13 protein-coding genes are annotated in these 15,111 nt (G+C 59.7%); 11 read left to right on the plus strand and 2 right to left on the minus strand.

Translation table 11 applies throughout. The features are described from left to right. The first annotated feature begins 63 nt into the window (after positions 1-63). Positions 64-1,551: a xylulokinase gene (locus IB246_RS00685; protein ID WP_274517693.1), complete on the plus strand. Its 1,488-nt coding sequence runs from the start codon at positions 64-66 to the stop codon at positions 1,549-1,551. On the opposite strand, the gene IB246_RS00690 is transcribed toward IB246_RS00685, so the two are convergent. Continuing rightward, positions 1,508-2,491, minus strand: coding sequence for a LysR family transcriptional regulator (locus tag IB246_RS00690; RefSeq protein WP_225608990.1), 984 nt, complete (start codon positions 2,489-2,491; stop codon positions 1,508-1,510). The genes IB246_RS00685 and IB246_RS00690 overlap by 44 nt on opposite strands. A gap of 289 nt (positions 2,492-2,780) precedes the next feature. Here IB246_RS00690 and IB246_RS00695 point away from each other — a divergent pair, with 289 nt between their 5' ends. The 8 genes from IB246_RS00695 to IB246_RS00730 all read left to right on the plus strand — a co-directional run bounded on the left by IB246_RS00695 (position 2,781) and on the right by IB246_RS00730 (position 10,926). Beyond that, positions 2,781-3,296, plus strand: a complete 516-nt coding sequence (locus IB246_RS00695; RefSeq protein ID WP_008042072.1) for a flavin reductase family protein — start codon at positions 2,781-2,783, stop codon at positions 3,294-3,296. Between the two features lie 56 nt (positions 3,297-3,352). Next, positions 3,353-4,339, plus strand: coding sequence for an ABC transporter permease (locus IB246_RS00700; RefSeq protein ID WP_008033226.1), 987 nt, complete (start codon positions 3,353-3,355; stop codon positions 4,337-4,339). Between the two features lie 46 nt (positions 4,340-4,385). Further along, a complete protein-coding gene (locus IB246_RS00705) occupies positions 4,386-5,336 on the plus strand; it encodes a sugar ABC transporter substrate-binding protein (RefSeq protein ID WP_008042074.1) in 951 nt (316 codons plus the stop codon). Between the two features lie 22 nt (positions 5,337-5,358). Further along, complete coding sequence (locus IB246_RS00710; protein WP_008033229.1) at positions 5,359-6,858, plus strand: sugar ABC transporter ATP-binding protein; 1,500 nt, start codon at positions 5,359-5,361, stop codon at positions 6,856-6,858. Positions 6,859-6,886: 28 nt separating this feature from the next. Beyond that, positions 6,887-7,684, plus strand: a complete 798-nt coding sequence (locus IB246_RS00715; RefSeq protein WP_008042076.1) for an SDR family NAD(P)-dependent oxidoreductase — start codon at positions 6,887-6,889, stop codon at positions 7,682-7,684. A 184-nt stretch (positions 7,685-7,868) separates the two neighbouring features. Then, a complete protein-coding gene (locus IB246_RS00720; RefSeq protein ID WP_008042079.1) occupies positions 7,869-8,972 on the plus strand; it encodes an LLM class flavin-dependent oxidoreductase in 1,104 nt (367 codons plus the stop codon). A gap of 82 nt (positions 8,973-9,054) precedes the next feature. Beyond that, positions 9,055-9,942 carry a transketolase gene (locus IB246_RS00725; RefSeq protein WP_008042088.1) on the plus strand — a complete coding sequence of 296 codons (888 nt, stop codon included), beginning with the start codon at positions 9,055-9,057 and terminating at the stop codon, positions 9,940-9,942. 3 nt (positions 9,943-9,945) lie between these two features. Further along, a complete protein-coding gene (locus tag IB246_RS00730) occupies positions 9,946-10,926 on the plus strand; it encodes a transketolase family protein (RefSeq protein ID WP_008042097.1) in 981 nt (326 codons plus the stop codon). A gap of 1,301 nt (positions 10,927-12,227) precedes the next feature. On the opposite strand, the gene IB246_RS00735 is transcribed toward IB246_RS00730, so the two are convergent. Then, positions 12,228-13,133 (minus strand): NAD-dependent epimerase/dehydratase family protein, encoded by a 906-nt coding sequence (locus IB246_RS00735; RefSeq protein WP_008035828.1) that lies wholly within the window; start codon positions 13,131-13,133, stop codon positions 12,228-12,230. Between the two features lie 150 nt (positions 13,134-13,283). Between IB246_RS00735 and IB246_RS00740 the strand changes: the two genes are divergently transcribed. Beyond that, entirely contained in the window at positions 13,284-14,207 is a 924-nt protein-coding gene (locus IB246_RS00740; protein ID WP_008043103.1) for a LysR family transcriptional regulator, read from the plus strand. 117 nt (positions 14,208-14,324) lie between these two features. Continuing rightward, on the plus strand, positions 14,325-15,107 hold the full coding sequence (locus tag IB246_RS00745) for an SDR family NAD(P)-dependent oxidoreductase (RefSeq protein ID WP_008043101.1): 783 nt from the start codon (positions 14,325-14,327) through the stop codon (positions 15,105-15,107). Positions 15,108-15,111: the final 4 nt, after the last annotated feature.

Here is a 15,111-nt window from a genome sequence, read left to right on the forward strand (position 1 = left end):
ATAACAATCACCGCTGAATTGTGCGAGCGCCAACCCTTGAAGAGTCGAGCATTGCTGGTTGGGGTGGACATGGGCACCTCAAGCACTCGAGTCGTTGTCATGGACGAAAACGGCCGCAACCTGGGCGCCGCCAGTCGCCCCACACGTTTGTTGAATCCTGCGCGTCAGGTGTTCGAACAGAACCCTGACGAACTGTATGCCTCGGTCCTGTTGGCGATAAAGGATGCCTTGAGTCAGTCCGACTTCCAGCTCTCGGACGTTGGCGGCCTGGCGATTTGCGGACAGATGGCCGGGATTTCCACCATCGGCCGGGACTGGGAGGCGACCACGCCCTATGACTCGTGGCTGGATCTGCGTTGCGCCAGTCAGGTCCCGCGACTGAAGGCCTGCGAGCCACAGATCATCCAATGCTCGGGTGGCCCGGTGAGTGCCAATCACGCGGCGAAATGGCTGTATTGGCGCGAGGAGCAACCACACACCTATCGCAAGATCAGCAAGATCATCATGCCGGCCGCGTATGTGGCGGGGCGCATGGCTGACTTGAACAGCGATGCCGCGTTCATGGATTACACCTACCTGGGCTTCAACAGTTTTGCCGACAGCCAGGCGATGCAATGGAACACTTCGCTCATTGAGGCATTCGGCCTTGAGGCCGACCGGCTGCCCACGCTGGTAAAACCCTGGGATCGCATCGGCTCGGTCGGCCCCAGTGCGTCGAGCGTTTGCGGACTGTTGGCCGGCACACCGATTTATGCCGGCTGTGGGGATATCGCCGCCTCGTTGCTGGGCACCAGGGCCTTCACGCCGGGGCAACTGTTCGACATTGCCGGCACCGGTTCAGTGTTGGCGACGTTGCTCGACCACTATGCGGTCGACTCGCAGCACAACACCCTCGCCACGTTCCGGCATTGCATCCCCGAGCTGTTTTATTCGATGGCCTACGTCGGTGGGGCCGGCATCAGCCTCAATCGGTTCGGTCTCGATAGCGTCGAATGCCAACAGCTCGAACAGCGGGCCGCCGCGCCGTTGGCCGAGCGCAATAAATTATTGTTCTTGCCCCATCTCGGCGGGCGCCATGCGCCGTTCGATGCCTCGCTGGCGGGCGCCTTCGTCGGTCTCGACTGGACCCACGACCGCAGCGACCAATACCGGGCGATGCTGGAGTCGATTGCCTACGAATACGCGCGTTTTCTCGGGTGCATGAAGGACATGCAGATCGTTGTCGATCCGGTTGATGTATTCAGTCTGGGTGGCGGGTCTGGCAGCCAGCTGTTTAACCAGATCAAGGCCGATGTGCTGGGCCTGCCTTATCGCAAACCCCCAGCCGCCGAGTACGGTGTGCTCGGCGCAGCCATGTTGGCAGGGCACGGTGCCGGGGTGTTCGCAGATTTGCAGCAGACCGCTACTGATTGGCCGAGTCCGGACGAAACCCTGACCTTGCCCGACGTTTCAAAACAGGCGTTCTATGCCGGCATGCGCAAGGCCTATGAGCGGATGCTGACAAACCTCAAGCCGGTATTTGCCGATCTGCAGGCGGTTTCGCTTCCCTGAGCACGATGGCGTCGGGCGTCGGGCTCAGAATGTGTCGCGACGCGGTGTCGAGGTGCTTGAAGTACTGAACGGCAAACTCGACAAAAGATCTGACCCGTGGCGGCAATTTCTTCCCGCCTTCGGTGAGCAAATGGAACCCCGTGGTAGGGCATTGATAGTCTTCCAGCAGCGGCACCAGCCGCTTGGCCTGAATGTCCTCCGCCACCTCCCAGACCGACTTCCAGATAATTCCCAAGCCTTGAACCGCCCACTGGCGCAGGGTAAAGCCGTCGTTGGCTAGCCGGTTACCCTTGACCTGAATCGTGGTCGGCACGCCCTTGTTGATGAACTTCCAGCGATCCAGTGCAAAGTCGGCGCGCAGTTGCACCAGGCAGTTGTGTTGATGCAGGTCTTCGGGGTGCAGGGGCGTGCCGTGTTGTTCAAGGTACTGCGGCGAACAGCAGACCATTTGCCGGTCCACACCCAGGCTGCGGGCGATCAGCGAGCTGTCCGGCAGGTCACCGAAACGGATCGCGATGTCCGAGCCGGACTCGACGAAGTCCAGTATCCGGTCAGTGAAAAACAGGCGGATGCTGACATGCGGGTTTTCGCGGATAAACGCATCGACCAATTGGCTGACCCACTGCCGACCCAGGTCGGTCGGGCAGGTCAGGCCGATGGTGCCCAGCAGATCGCTGTGACCGTTTTTGATGACGCTGTCGAGCGCATCAACCTGTTCGAGAATTTTCAGGGCGTTTTCAAACAGCAACTGCCCTTCGGCGGTGGGGCTCAGGCTGCGGGTGTTGCGCTTGAGCAAGCGCAAACCATAGAACTCCTCCATCGCCTTGAGCCGGCCACTCATGGCCGCTGGCGACAGGCCCATTTGTCGTCCGGCGGTTGAAAGTGACCCGGTCTGCACGACCAGGCGAAACATTCGCATGTCCTGTAATCGATCAACCATGGCAGTTCGTCTCGCGGAAGTTTCTTGTTAGTTGTTCATGAAGTATCGGCCGATTATTCAGTTAAAGCCATATTGTCGGCGGTGTTGATAAGTGCGGCCATAAACATGAGAGCCCCTTGGGGCGGGCGTTTCAGGGCACTTGTGAAGGTAATTCAAATGAGTTTGTTGTTGGCTTCACCTTTCGGAATAGTTGAAAAGTCAATTTTTTAAAAGTGAATAGAAAATGCTGGGTGATTGTTAATAATGAATGCCTGCGCTTGATGAGTCACAATAAGAAGAGGGTTTATGTATGCGTGTTCAATATCAAGAGGCCGCCCCAGCGATTGATCTGGCCGGCCAATTCAAATTGGCGATGGGTCGCTTCGCCTCCTCCATAACCCTGATCACCACACTCGATGATGACGGCCACCCCCATGGTCTGGCGGCAACCGCTTTTTCTTCGGTGTCGATGGACCCCGCGTCGGCGCTGATCTGCATCAACCGAAGCGCCAGCGCCTCACCCGTGATCAAACGCTCCGGGCTGTTCTGCGTAAACATGCTGCAAAACAACCACGAACCGATCTGCAAGATTTTCAGTCAGCCGGACCTGCGCGAGCAGCGCTTCGTCGCAGGCGATTGGCAGACCGGTATGCACGGCATTCGTTACCTGGTCGACGCGCAGGCTGCGATCTTTTGCGAAGTGGTGCAGGAAATCGAACACGGCACGCACACCATATTCATCGGCAATGTCATTGATGTGATTACGCAACCTCTGGAAGCGCCGCTTCTGTATATGGGCGGGCGTTACAGGGAACTTGGGAATTAAACAGTCGTTGTGTCTTGCTCGGTCTTATAACAATTAGATAAGAAGTGGATGTGGGTATGAATAATCAGTTGCTGGTGAAATCAAGACTGTCCGGGTCCATTCCCAAGTGGATCGGACTGGACACCAATGTCGCAGGCCCGATGATCGGCCTTTTATTGTTATGCACGGTATTAACAGTCTTCACCGATAGTTTTCTGACGTTGAGTAACCTGCTCAACGTACTGGATCAAGTCACCGTGCTCGGCATCATGGCGCTGGGCATGACGCTGGTGATTCTCATCGGCGGTATCGACCTGTCCGTGGGCGCGGTGCTCGCGGTGGCGATCATGGTCATGAGCTGGCTCGAACAGGTGCTCGGGTTGCCGATGTGGGTCGCCATGCTCGGTGCGATCGCTGCCGGTGCGGCGTGTGGTTCAACCACGGCGTTGATGGTGGTCAGGGCAGGGTTGCCGTCTTTCATTGCGACGCTGGCAATGATGTCCATCGCTCGCGGGCTGGCCTACATGGTTACTGACGGCGCGCAAGTCAGCGGTTTCCCGGAGTGGTTCAGCAACCTCTCGGTGATTCGCTACGGCGGTGTGCTGTCGCTGACCGTGACCTGCTTCATCGTGCTGGCCCTGGTGTTCTGGTTCGTTCTCAAGTTCACCGTCCCCGGCCGCAGCCTGTACGCCATCGGCGGCAGCAGCAAGGTGGCCAAGCTCGCCGGCATCCGCGTCAAGGGCTACACCAGTGCCGTCTACATCATCTCGGGCATTTGCGCCGCTCTGGGCGGAATCATCATGACCTCGCGCCTGGACACTGCCGGAGCGGGCGCCGGTGTCGGTTATGAGCTGGATGTGATCGCGGCGGTGGTCATCGGTGGCGGCAGCCTCAAGGGCGGCGCCGGCAGCGTGGTCGGCACGATTGTCGGCGTACTGATCATCGGCGTTTTGCGCAACGGCTTGAACCTGGCCGGCATCTCTCCCTTCGTCCAGCAAGTGGTCATCGGCGCGGTGATTGCCTTCGCGGTGATGCTCGATCTGCTCAAGCGCAAAGCTGACTGAACCCCTTTGGTCGAACCGTCCAACACACAATAAAAAGGATAAAGACATGAACCTCCACGCATTTTCGCGGCGCTTTCTGTGGCTGCCGCTGTTGACCTGCATGATGTCGGCAGGCGTTCACGCCGAGAGTAAACCGGCGGAACAGATCACTGTCGGGATGTCGATCCCGAGCCTGCAATGGGTGTTCTACCTGATGGTCCGTGACGGCGTCATGGAACAGGCCAAGACCCTGGGCATCAAGAACGTGCTGGTGGCCGACGCACAGGCCGATCCCGCCCGGCAGGTCAGCCAGATTCAGGACATGTTGAGCAAGGGCATTGATGTGCTGCTCTATACCGCCACGGGCAGCGCGGCGTCGGCCGTGCCGGTGCGGCTGGCGCGTCAGCAGGGCGTGCCGGTGATCTGCATCGACAATTTCCCGAAGAACGTCGAATGCGATGCCTACATCTCCACCGATAACCTGGCGGCAGCGGGTGAGCTGGCCCGGCAGATGATCTCATTGACCGGGGGCAAGGCTGAAATCGGCCTGCTCCAGGGCACCTTGGGCGACTCGACGGAAGTGGCTCGGGCCAAGGGCCTGAACGCGGTGCTGTCCCAGGCGCCGGAGATGAAAATCGTCGACCAGAAACCTACCGACTGGCTACAGGACAACGGCTTCAAAGTCGCCCAGGACATGCTGCAGAAGAACCCGAAGATCAACGTCTTCATCGGGCGTTCCGATGCCCCGGCGCTCGGTGCCGCCCAGGCGGTCAAAGTCGCCAACATCGATCACAAGGTCTGGGTGTTCGGCTACGACGGTTTGCCGTCGGCGCTGGAAGCCATCCGCGACGGCAAGCTGGACATGACCATCACCCAGCAAGCGGTGGAAATGGGCCGTACAGCCTTGCGCACTGCGGTGAATCTGCAACAAGGCAAACCGGTCGAGAAGACCCAGCTGCTGCCGGCCTTCGTCACCACCCGGGAAAACGTCGCGGCTTTCCTTGAGCAACATCCTTGAGATCGGCGAAGGAGGGCACGTCATGAAAGCGATCACCAGCGATCAGGCGCCGCTGTTCAGCGCCTGCAACATCGGAAAATCCTTCAACTCGGTCAAGGTGCTGGAGGACATCAGTCTCGATATCGGTTACGGGGAAGTGGTGGCGCTGCTGGGGGAAAACGGTGCGGGCAAATCGACCTTTTCCTCCATCGTCGCCGGAGCGCTGACGCCGTCCAAAGGCACGATGTTCCTCGCCGGCCAGCCCTATGCACCGACCGGTCCGGGGGCGGCGATTGCCCTGGGGATCAACATGATTCATCAGGAGATCCATCTGCTGCCTGACCTGAGCGTGGCCGAGAACGTTTTCCTCGGCCATCTACCGACCCGGGACGGGATCATCGACCGCAAGCACATGTACCGCGAGACAGAAAAACAGCTGCGTCGACTGGGCCTCGATATCTCGCCGGACACCCCTGTGCGCCAGTTGAAAATCGCCGCGCAGCAACTGGTGGAGATTGCCCGCGCGCTGACGTTCAATTCGCGGCTGCTGATCCTCGACGAACCGACGGCGGCGCTGGGCAAGGAAGAGACCGACCTGTTGTTCAGACAGATCGAGGAGTTGAAGAAAGAGGGCGTTTCTTTCATCTACATCAGCCATCGGATGGAGGAGATTGCCAGGATCGCCGACAAGGTGGTGGTCATGCGCGATGGCCACCTCATTGCTCGCCACGAAACCGGAGCGGCCGATGTCAGCGTGCTGGTATCGCAGATGGTCGGACGTTCGATCGAGCGCTTGTTTCCGCAGTTGCCAGCGCCTCGCGAAGAGGTGGTGTTGAATGTCGAACAACTGTCGGACAAGGCCGGGCGCTTCCACGACATTTCGTTTTCGGTGAAGGCCGGCGAAGTCTTCGGCATCGCGGGCATCGTCGGCGCCGGCCGCACGGAGCTGGTTCAGGCGATTGCCGGGTTGAGTGCGGTGAATCACGGCAAGGTGATGCTGGGTGACCGGCACCTGCCTGCCAACAACGTGCTGGCGGCGATCCGTGCCGGCGTGGTGCTGATTCCCGAAGACCGCAAGTCCGAAGGTGTGGTGCTGAGCCAGACCATTGCCGAAAACCTTGCCTACTGCAATCTCGACAGCCTGAGCTCCTGCGGCGTCATGGCCAATCAGCGGGTTCTGGCGTTTGCCCAGGAGCGCATTGCGACACTGGGGATCAAGGGCCTGGCGGAACAGATGCTCGACAAGTTGTCGGGCGGCAATCAGCAGAAAGTGGTCATCGCGAAATGGATCGCGCGCAACCCGAAAGTCATCATTCTCGATGAGCCGACCCGGGGCATCGACATGGGCGCGCGAGCGGCGATTTACGAGTTGATCATCGAACTGTCGAAGACCGGCGTGTCGGTGATTGTCGTGAGTTCTGACCTTGAGGAAGTCATCGGTTTGTCCCATCGGGTGATGGTCATGGCGCGCGGTTGTTCCCAAGGGATTTTGCACCGACCGCAGATCGCGCCCGACACCATCATGACCCTGGCCACCGCTTGATAACGGGCTGTCACTGAGGAGCTCCATCATGTCTACCCCGTATCAACCGCTACCTTACCGGCCCTTTACCGAGTTGCTCGACTTGCGCGGTAAAACCGCCGTCGTCACCGGCGGTGGCAGTGGCATCGGGTTCGCCATCAGCCAACGGCTGGCCGAAGCCGGGGCCAACGTGCTGATCGGCAGCCTGGCGCCAGAGCGTTGCCATGAACTGATCGAAGCCGGTTTTGCCGTTTCGTTCCTGGCCACCGACGTCTGTCGTCCCACCGACATCCAGGGCCTGGCAGACACCGCCATCGAGCGATACGGCCGCCTCGATATTTGGATCAACAACGCAGGCGTTTATCCGCTCAAGGCCGTTGACGACATTGATCCAGGTTTCTGGGATGAACTCCACGCCATCAATACGCGTGCGGTGTTTCTAGGGGCACAGGCCGCTCAACGGCAAATGCGCAAGCAGGCGAGCGCCGGGGCGATCGTCAATCTGTCGTCGATTTGCGGTCACCGGCCGATGGCCAATCACTGCACCTACGACGCGTCAAAAGGCGCGGTGCTGGCGATGACGCGAAGCCTGGCCAAGGACCTGAGCGCCTTCAACATTCGCGTCAACTCGGTATCCCCCGGGCTGACGGCAACGCCAGGCAATCTGGAGCCGGAGCTGCTGGCGCAACACCGACAGAACAACGTGTTGAACAACATTGCACTGGGTCGGCCGGCAGAGCCCTTCGAGATCGCCAATGCGGTGCTGTTTCTGGTGTCGCCGCTGGCCTCCTACGTGACGGGTATCGATCTGTTGGTGGACGGCGGCTGGTTGCTGCACGGCAGTTGAAGAGGCGCGGCTGATTGCGCTTGCTCAAGCCGATCGCCGAGAAAAATTGAACGCATCCCTTGAACGTTGCGACTTGCAGCGCCGGCACTGGCACGCCTGCAAAACGAGCGCACGTCCTGAAAGCGGTGTGCTGCGCATAGAAATCAAGCAGCGCACCGATCACTGAAAACAGCAGGAGAACGACATGAAACTTGCCATGTTCATGCAGCCCCTTCATCACAAGGGCTGGGATTATCACGAGATGTACGATCAGGATATTGCCTGCGCCGTCCACGCCGACGCCGTCGGTTTTGATGAGCTTTGGGTCGGCGAGCACACCTCGCAACGCACGGAGCCGGTGACCAATGCCCTGCAATTCATGTCCAGCCTGATTCCGCTGACCCGACGCATGAAGTTGTGCACCGGGGTGCTGAACCTGCCGCATCATTTTCCGGCGCGGATTGCCGCCGACGCCGCGATGTTCGATCACATGTCCAAGGGCCGTTTCATCATGGGCATCGGCCCAGGTGGCCTGGCCTCGGATTTCGAGGTGTTCGGCAGCAACGGCAAGGACCGTGGGCAGATGATGGTCGAATGCTACGAGATGATCCGCGCCATCTGGAACTCAAGCGCCCCTTACGAGTTTTCCTCGGAACACTTCCAGGTCAGCCTCAAGGACTCGGTGAATCACGAGCTGGAAATCGGCTACATGCCGACGCCGTTCCAGAAGCCGTTCCCACGGGTTGCAACCACGGCCATGAGCCCGTTTTCCGGAACGGCGAAACTGGCTGGGGCCAAAGACTGGGACCTGATGTCGGCCAACTTCAACCCGACGGCGACCGTGGCCTCCCATTGGCTGGCTTACTGCCAGGGCGCCGAAAGTGCCGGGGTCAAGGCCGATGCGAACAACTGGCGCGTGGCCCGTTCGGTGTTCGTCGCCGACTCCCAGGCCCAGGCCGAAGACTACCTGGCGCAAGAGAGCTGCACCCTGCGCCGTTACTTCGATTACATGATCGATAACCTGTCCTCCAACAACTACACCAAGATCTTCAAGACCCGCCCCGACATGACCGACGCGGAAGTGACGGTCGATCACTGCATCAAGGAAATGGTGATTTACGGCGACGTGAATTCCGTGACCGAACAACTGGTCGCGTTCAGTGAGCAGACCGGGCCATTCGGCACCTTGATGACCGCCTTCCACGAGTGGGATGACGAAGCACTGTGGCGGCGCTCGATGGAGCTGACGGCGCAGCAGGTCATGCCCCGTTTGAACGACTACATGACACCGCGTTTGAAAGCGCAGTAATCGCCTTGTCGCGATTGCGTGCGTGTGTACGGCCACGTCCTGGATGTGGCCGCAACTTTGGTAATGCGCCTGGACACTACACATGACTGATTTGACAAGACAGGACCTGCGCGAAGGTGATCGCGCGTTCGAACTGACCGCCACTGAACTGGCTCGCCTGCGGGAAAAAGCCCAGTTCATTCGCCTGGAAACCATCCGGCTGATCGAGATCGCCAAGGTCGGTCACTACACCTCGGTTTTTTCCGCCGCCGAGTTGTTCGCCGCGCTGTATTACGACGTGATGGACTTGCGGTTTGGCGAGCCGAAATGGCCTGATCGCGACCGCTTCATGATGGGCAAGGGGCATGCGGCGGTCGGCCTGTTTCCGGTGCTGGTGGAGTGGGGCTTCTTTGCGAAAGAGATCCTCGATAACTACACGCGCCTCGGCAACCCGCTGGGCGATCACCCCGACATGCGCAAAGTGCCGGGCGTGGATTTCTCCTCCGGTTCAATCGGGCACGCCTTGTCCGGCGGCCTGGGCATGGCATTGGCCGGGCGCATGCTCGGCAAGTCGTTCACCACCTACGTGATGCTCGGCGACGGTGAAATGCAGGAAGGGCAGGTCTGGGAAGCGGCGCTGGGAGCGGCTCACCACAAAGTCCACAACCTGGTGGCGATCATCGACCGTAACGGCTACCAGCTCGACGGCAATGTCGACGACGTCATCGGCATCGAACCGCTGGCGGACAAATGGATCGCCTTCGGTTGGGAAACCCACGTGGTCGACGGGCATGACCTGGCGGCGGTCACCCGTCTGTTGCGTCGCCTCAAGGCTGATACCACTCGCACGCAGCCGGTCTGCATCATCGCCAACACGGTGAAAGGCAAGGGCGTTTCCTACATGGAAACCGAGCCCGGCTGGCACCTCGGTTATCTCGATCCGGAAGATGCGCAACGTGCTATCGACGAAATCAAAAGCAAGGTGATTTAACTCATGAATACCGCACCTCTGTCGAACAACTCCTGGCAGTACCGGGAACTGAACAGCCAGACACCCAGCTTGAATGCCTTGTCTGATGCACTGATCGAACTGGTCGAGCAGGGCGAGCCGATTGTCGCCGGCACCGCTGACTTGCAGTACTCCAACGGCCTGTCGAAATTCGCGCAGCTGCACCCGGAGCGTTTCGTGCAATTCGGGATTTCCGAGCAAAACATGGTGTCGGCGGCAGCCGGCATGGCGGCGGTGGGCATGAAGCCGTTTGTGGCGACGTTTGCCTCGTTTCTGCCGTTGCTGTGCTGCGAGCAGATCCGCATGGACGTGGCGTACTCCGCGTTGCCGGTACGTTTGATCGGCCACCACGCCGGGATTTCCCTGGGCTTTTACGGCACCTCGCACCATGCCACTGAAGACCTGGCGATCATGCGTTCGATTGCCGACATCACAGTGGTCGCACCGGCGGACGGCAATCAGCTCAAGGCGGCCATTCTGGCGTCGGCCAACTACCCGCAACCGATCTACTTCCGCATTCAGCGCGGGCGTGATCCGGTGGTGTATGACACCGTTCCGGACTTTGTCTTCGGCAAAGCCACCGTGCACCTGATGGGCGATGAACTGACGATCATTGCCACCGGCTCCACGGTTCACCCGGCCCTTGAAGCGGCTCGGGCGTTGAATGCCGCGGGGCGTTCGGTGGGGGTGATCGACATGACGACCATCAAGCCGCTGGACCGTGAGGCGGTGCTGACTGCGGCGCGCAATAGCCGGGCGATTCTGACGGTGGAAGAGCACAACATCATCGGCGGCTTGGGTGGGGCGGTGTGTGAGGTGATTGCGGAAGAGGGCGTTGGGGTCAAAGTGCGGCGGCATGGCATTTACGACGAGTACAGCCTGATTGCGCCGCCGACTCATCTTTACCGGCATTACCGGCTTGATGCGGCCGGGATTGAAAGTGTGGCGCTGGAAGTGCTGGGTTGATTGCGGTTTTTTGCTGACTGATTGAGGCGGCTTTTGGTGAGGTCGCCTGCGGTTTTTCCCTTTGGGCGTTATGGGCCTGTACGTGTGACCGGGGTGTTCATTGACGAGCGCGCTGGTTGCACGTTTTTTTTTGGCTTGGTGTTTGTGTGCATATCCGTTTCTGCGGTAACGGCCGCTAATGGTTTCGCTTTTACAGCGAGTCACTTGGAAGAGCCCCAAGTAACCAAGGGCTCTTGCCCCTTTCGTTCGGTGCCTCGCTAAGGCTCGCCATGCCCTCGCTCCGGTCCTGCTCCGTGGGTCCGCCGCGATCGGCCATCCCTGGCCGTGCGCGGCTAACCCGGCATCCATGCCGGGTTGCCCACTGCGCAGAACCTGCGCTCGGCCTCTCGAGGGGGCGTGTACCTCAAGATCAAAAGCGGAAGGCGAGCTAACGCTCGGCCTGATGAGTGGTGGGAATCAAAAGCGTATGGGATTCCCTGTAGGAGCCGGCTTGCCGGCGAAAAACGTCTAGGCGACGCGTTTATTCAGACACCCTGCGTTATCGTTGACGTCCATCGCCAGCAAGCTGGCTCCTACAAGGGAAATGCAGATGCGTTTGGATAAATACGATCAACTGTAGGAGCCGGCTTGCCGGCGATAGCGTCTGTCCAGCCAATACATACGTTGACTGATCCACCGCTATCGCCAGCAAGCCGGCTCCTACAGGAAATCCGTAACGTGCGCGCCTTTCGAGGGGGGACGACTACGGCAACAGCAATGCGAGGTGGCTTGCCAGCCGATCTGGCTCTTCAACCGTACGTACACTCCCGTACTGTGGTAGCCACACTAATTTCGGACATTTACGCGTTCCCCCTGTAGGAGCCGGCTTGCTGGCGATAGCGTCTGTCCTGCCGATTCATACGTTGGCTGACCCGCCGCTATCGCCAGCAAGCCGGCTCCTACAGGGAATCGCGTACGCTTTTGATTTCCACCACTCATCAGGCCGAGCGTTAGCTCGCCTTCCGCTTTTGATCTGAGCGCCCCCTCGAGAGGCCGAGTGGAGGTTCTGCGCAGTGGGCAACCCGGCATGGATGCCGGGTTAGCCGCCCCCGGCCATGGATGGCCGATGGCGGCGGGCCCACGGAGCAGGACCGGAGCGAGGGCATGCCGAGCCTTAGCGAGGCACCGAACGAAAGGGGCAAGAGCGCTTGGTTACTTGGCGCTCTTCCAAGTGACCCGCTGTAAGAGCGGAACCAATAGCCGCCGTTACCGCAGAAATGGATATGCACACACCCAGCAGCATCACCGCATAAAGCGAACAATCACCACTGCACACCGCTAGTCTCGATCCACTGCTGAATCGACTCCCGCTTCGGCGCCCAGCCCAACAACACACGAGCATTGACCGCACGCACACGGCTATTCGAACCAATGGCAAAACGCGCCCAATCCCCCAGCTCAGCAATCGCCTCATCCGCCGGCCAGCTCTGAATCGCCCCGCCAAAACCCAACGACTTGCTGATCGACGTCGCAATCTCGATAAACGAAGCCTCGCCATTCTCGGCAAAGAACAACGAAGCAGAAGGCGCCTTCTCGATAGCCAGACGATACAACTCCGCCAGGTCCTCGATGTGCACGTTGGACCAGCGATGCACCCCGGCCCCCATATAAGCCCCCGCGCCATACTTGCGCGATTGAGCGAACAGTTTCGGCAGTTGATCGCTTTTCGCCGGCACGCCCAACGTCTCGCCATAAATCATGGTCGGGCAGAACACGATGCTGCGAATACCCAGCTCAACGCCGGCATTACGCACCAGCTGATTGATCTCGACCCGGTCCTTGCGGATGTCCATCGGCGTGAACGGTGTTTCATCGGTGAAGATATCCGGGCGTTCATAGGCGCCACGAGCATCATCACCGACCACGCTCGAACCCGAGGTGTGCAACAGCACTTTTCCGCTGCCGCTCAGGGCGCTGATAAACGTTTCCACCGAAGCACGATGGTCGGAGTTGGCGGCGTTGACCACTGCGTCGGCAGCGCGCGCCTGTTCGCTGAGAATATAAGCGTCATCGAGGGTGCCGAGTACCGGGGTGATGCCCAGTGCCTGCAACGCTGCGCGGTGTTCCGGGTTACGCACCAGGCCGCTGACTTCATGGCCCGCATCCACCAGGTATTTGGCTACGGAACCGCCGATGTAACCGGTTACGCCGGTAACGAAAATTTTCAATGGATTATCTCCCTTGCATCTTTGAGTTATGCCCGGCCTCGCATTAAATGGAAGGCGCAGGTATTCCTGGTCAAGGAATCCGGTCACGATACGATCCACTCCGTATATGAGCTAGACTGCTGGAACTACAAGTATCTGTGAATCAAGTTCATGCTAACGATCAAAGACATCAACCGCTCCGGCGAGATGGAAGTGTTCACCCGGGTCGTCAACGCAGGCACATTCTCTGAAGCCGCACGACGCCTGGACATGTCGCCCTCGGCGGTCAGCAAACTGATTGCGCGACTTGAGGCGCGCTTGGGTGCGCGCTTGTTGCATCGTTCGACGCGGCGTCTGGAACTCACGGCGGAAGGCGAGCGGTTCAACAACGAATGCCTGCGGATTCTTGAACTGATCGATTCCGCCGAGCGAGATATCGCCAACGTGACCCGGCCCAGCGGGCTGATTCAGGTCAACGCCAACTTGCCGTTCGGTCTGCATTGCCTGTTGCCGCTGCTGCCGGATTTTCTTGCGGCCTACCCGGACATCACGCTGAACGTCGAGCTGACCGACACCGTGGTGGACTTGCTGGAGCGCCGCGCGGACGTCGCGATCCGCACCGGCCCGATGAGAGAGTCGAGCCTGGTCCAGCGACGTTTGGGTGAAAGCCGCAAGATCACCGTGGCCTCACCGGGTTACCTCGCCCGCTGGGGACAGCCGAAAACCCTGGAGGAGTTGCAGCGGCATAACCGCCTCAGTTTTGGTTTTCATCGCCATTCCCAGGCCTGGGTTTTTCGCGGCGCTGACGGTCAACGCATCGAGATCGAGCCCAAGGGCAATGTCCTGCTCAGTGACGGCGAGAGCATGCGTCAGTCGGCGCTGGCCGGATTGGGGATTGCCCGGCTGGCGAATTTCCACATCAGCGCCGACATCGAAGCGGGGCGTCTGGTACCGGTGCTGGAGGCATTCGACAGTGGTGAAACCGAGGCGATTCACGCCGTGTTCATCGGCCCGGGACAGCAATTGCCCCATCGCGTACGGGTGTTCATTGATTTCCTGCTGGAGCGAATCGGGCCGCAGTTGACCTCGCCCTGATTGCAACACAACCCCGCGGTTTCGGTTTTTTGCTGAATCAGTCTTCAGCAACCCTTGAAAGTCTTCACGCCAGGCCTGGGGCATGATTGTCCGCATAACAACAAACCAGGGGTGTTCATGGACTATCAACTGACTGGAAAAACCGCGCTGATCACCGGCGGCGCGACGGGGATCGGCAAGGCCATCGCCCAGCGTTTCATCCTTGAAGGCGCCAACGTGGTCATCAGCGGGCTGTTGGCGGAAGAGGTCGACGCAGCCGTCGCAGAACTGGGTGAACGCAGCAAAGGCCTGGTGGCAGACTTGACCCAGGAAGGCGCGGCGGAACGTCTGGTGGCCTTGGCCCTTGAGTCCGGGCCGATCGATTTCCTGATCAACAATGTCGGCATCTTCGAGGTCCGGGACTTTTTCGAAACGGACGACGCCCAGTGGTTTCATTACTTCAACGTCAATGTCATGAGCGGTGTGCGCATGACGCGGCTGGTCATGAAGCAGATGCTCGAACGCGGGCACGGTTCGATTGTGTTTATCAGCAGTGAATCCGCGGTCAAGCCACAGCCGTGGATGGTTCATTACGGTGCGATGAAAACCTGCCTGCTGGGGATTTCCAGAGCGTTGGCCGAACTCACCAAAGGCACCGCCGTGCGGGTCAACTCGATCCTGCCGGGGCCGACCTACACCGAGGCGGTCAAGCGTTACCACCGCGAAATCGCTGCCGAGAAAGGCATCACCCCGCAGCAGGTGGTCCACGATTACTTTGACGATACCGAACCGACGTCGTTGATCCGGCGCATGATCGAGCCTGAAGAAGTGGCCTGCAGCGTGCTGCATCTGGCGGCGTCACCGGCGCTCAATGGCATGGCCATGCGCGTCGAGGGCGGCACCATTCGCTCGATTCTTTAAGGGG

This window comes from Pseudomonas sp. PDM01 (assembly GCF_014852325.1).
Lineage (GTDB): Bacteria > Pseudomonadota > Gammaproteobacteria > Pseudomonadales > Pseudomonadaceae > Aquipseudomonas > Aquipseudomonas migulae.